The organism is Azospirillum sp. B506 (assembly GCF_000333595.1).
Classification (GTDB): Bacteria; Pseudomonadota; Alphaproteobacteria; order Azospirillales; family Azospirillaceae; genus Azospirillum.
This window is the reverse complement of sequence record NZ_BADK01000316.1, coordinates 1-3,009: the sequence shown is the minus strand read 5'-3', so window position 1 is coordinate 3,009 and position 3,009 is coordinate 1. Positions and strand designations below refer to the sequence as shown.

Annotated in this window: 4 protein-coding genes; all 4 read left to right on the top strand. The window is 68.7% G+C overall.

Going from position 1 to position 3,009, the window contains the following annotated elements; all coding sequences use genetic code 11:
• Positions 1-1,533: hypothetical protein (locus I71_RS09735; RefSeq protein ID WP_211098367.1), on the top strand; the 1,533-nt coding region annotated here is incomplete at its 5' end.
• Positions 1,533-1,727: a hypothetical protein gene (locus tag I71_RS09730; RefSeq protein WP_042694343.1), complete on the top strand. Its 195-nt coding sequence runs from the start codon at positions 1,533-1,535 to the stop codon at positions 1,725-1,727. The genes I71_RS09735 and I71_RS09730, both read left to right, overlap by 1 nt.
• Complete coding sequence (locus I71_RS09725) at positions 1,724-1,978, top strand: hypothetical protein (RefSeq protein WP_148294199.1); 255 nt, start codon at positions 1,724-1,726, stop codon at positions 1,976-1,978. Before I71_RS09730 ends, I71_RS09725 begins: the two co-directional genes overlap by 4 nt.
• Positions 1,979-1,980: 2 nt before the next feature.
• On the top strand, positions 1,981-3,009 hold a 1,029-nt coding region (locus I71_RS37275), incomplete at its 3' end, for a DNA cytosine methyltransferase (RefSeq protein ID WP_148294198.1).

Here is a 3,009-nt window from a genome sequence, read left to right as displayed (position 1 = left end):
CCAGCACGGCCACCGCCGCGGTGCAGGGCACCGACTGGACGGCCGGCCGCCGCCTGGCCGAAGTGCGAGGCGTCCACCTCCGGTCAGCCGCCGAAGGTGACGCCCATTGCCGCCGGCCTGACCAGCCTGCTCGACCTGTCCGCCAAGGACCGGGCGAAGCTGCTGGCCGAGCTGCTGAAGACGGCGCCCGACCGCGCCGACTTCGTTTCCGCCTGCGCCGATGCCTCGATCAGCGAGGCCATCGCCGCCCAGGTCTGGAACGACATCGAGGGCAAGGGCTGGGACGCCAAGGCCGCTGAGGTCTCCGACAAGGGTGCCCGGTTGAAGGGGCAGTGGGAACAGGTCACCGGCCAGCGGTTCGGCACCGAGAAGGTGCGGACGTGGCGGCCGGAAGGCTGGACCGACGACCTCGACGGCGCGTCGCTGGACGACCTGCAGGCCGAGATGGGCGAAGCGCAGCAGGAGTTGGAGCGCGCTGTCGCCGCGGCGGCCGTAGGGCAGGCGGAACTGGACCGGCTGACTGCTGCATGTGCCGAGATCGACGAGTTGAAGGAGTGCTCCATCGAGACGCAGCTTGCTGCGACAAAGGCGACCGCCGCCTACGGCACCGCCCAGCGTCACCGCGATGCCTTGCCGCCGGCCGCCCAAGCGAAGGGCCTCGTCTGCCCCTGCTGCAACGCCGCCCTCCAGCTGGCCAACAACATGGGCGCCGACCAGCGGCTGGTGCAGGCCGAACCGATCAGCGACGACGAACTGAAGAAACGGCGCGACGCCATCGCGGATGCTGACGGCACTCTTTCTCGGCTGAAGGGCGCACGGGACGCTGCAGAACGGAAAGCGACCGATGCGCAGCGCGCCTACCAGACGGCGCAGCAGGCAGAACGGCAGCTGGACGAACTGAAGAAGAAGGCCACCGTCGGCCGGCCGGGTGACGACGTCGAGGCACTTCGCTCCCGCGTCTCCACCGCCGAGGCGCGCCACCGCGCCCTGAAGGCGAAGGAGGATGCCGACCGCGTCGCCAACCTGCTTGCGGTGAACCTCGCCATGCAGGCGATCATGGCGCCGGCGGGCCTGCGGCAGGCGAAGCTGGTGAAGGTACTGGACACCTTCAACGGCGGGCCGCTGCGCAGCCTGTGCGAGGCAGCCAGCTGGGGCGACGTCCGGATCGAGCCGGATATGGGCGTCACCTATGGCGGCAGGCCCTACGAGCAGCTGGCCGGGCTGGGACCGCAGCTGTCCTCCGATCAGTTCCGCGTCTACGCCACCCTGCAGGTCGCCCTCGCCCAGGTGCAGGGCTGTGCGCTCGTCATCCTCGACGGCGCCGATGTGCTGGACCAGAAAGGGCGCGGCGGGCTGATCAAGATGCTGCGCGGCACCGGCATGGACGCTCTGATCGGCATGACCTTCTCGGCACCCGACGTCGTGCCCGATCTGGAGGCGCGCGGCATGGGCCGGGCCTACTGGATCGATGGCGGCATCGCCCGGCCGCTGGGCGAGGTGATGGCCGAGAAGAACCGGAAGGAGGCTGCGTGATGGCCCGTCGCAGCCGCAGCCACCAGCGCCGGCAGGAGAGGCGCGCCGCCATCGGCCGGAAGGAGGCGGGTCTCAGCACCAGCGTGGAAACCGCCGACGACATCGACCTCCCAGACGGCGCCTATGCACTCGCGGCCGAGATGGCCGGGCTGGATCACGACGAGTTCTTCGACCATTTGGCCGCCGGCCGATGAACAGCCTAGTCGAAGGGTGGCGGACGGTGACCGACGGGAGCGAGGTCGTGCTCCTCGATCCGCGAGGCGCCGAGGTGCTGCGGCACTGGTACGCCCCCTTCGTCCGGCGCTGCGCCCGGCGGCTCGGCAGCCGCAAGGGCCTGAATACCGAACTGGTGCGCGGCATCTGCAGATCCGAGGCGTATTTCCGCTTCGAGTTCAGCGCCGCCTACCGCGACGACTTCGATCAAGCGGCACGGGCCGCGGAGTGATCATGGCCGTCTACTACAACGAATTCGACCCATTCGCTGCCCAATGGCTGCGCAACCTGATCGACGCCGGGCTAATCCCGGCCGGAGATGTCGATGAGCGCTCAATTCTCGATGTTCGATCCGCCGACCTTGCCGGATACACCCAATGCCACTTCTTCGTCGGCATCGGCGGGTGGCCCCTCGCGCTCCGTCTCGCCGGCTGGCCCGACGACCGCCCCGTCTGGACCGGCAGCTGTCCGTGTCAGCCGCTTTCGAGCGCGGGAAAGCGGAAAGGCCATGCCGACGAACGACACCTCTGGCCCGCTTTTTTCGGTCTCATCGCCGAGTGCCGACCTGCAACGGTCTCTGGAGAACAGGTTGCGAGCAAGGATGGCCGCGAATGGTTCGCTGCTGTACGAGCTGACTTGGAAACACTGGGATATGCCGTCGGGGGGGGCCGATCTGTGCTCTCCGGGCGTCGGCGTGGGATGGAAAGAAACAGGTCCGGCGGAATGGCTGGAGTGGGCCATTCTGCATTGTCCATATCCCGACCTCGCCGCCTCGATGCGCGATTTTGCCGATTGGGCTGGCGGAGCGCTTATCTCTGGCCCTCCAAACATCCGCCAGCGCCTGTATTGGGTGGCCAACGCCGATCCGGGCCGACGCGAGGATACCGGGGGTCTCTTCCACCAGGGAAGGAGCGCAGGGGCTTTCGGTCACAGCGACGCTGTCGGGCTGGCCGACACCCATGGCCGGTACCCCGGCGCAGAAGGGCTACAACGCGGCCGGGAACACGGACAGCAGCCGGAAGACGGTGGAGCTGGCGGGCTGGGGAACCCCTCGGGCATCGGATGCGAAGGACGGGAATCTCTGCCGGGATCGCCCTCGGGTTATCTCCATGCCGGAACAGGCGCAGCTCAGTGGCTGGAGCACACCGACGGCTCGGGACGGGACGAGGGGCAGCCTGCCGCCCCGGCCGACGGACACGAGGGCACCGCTGGACCAAATGGCGGCGCTCTCGGGCTGGGCGACGCCATCAGCGCGAGACTGGA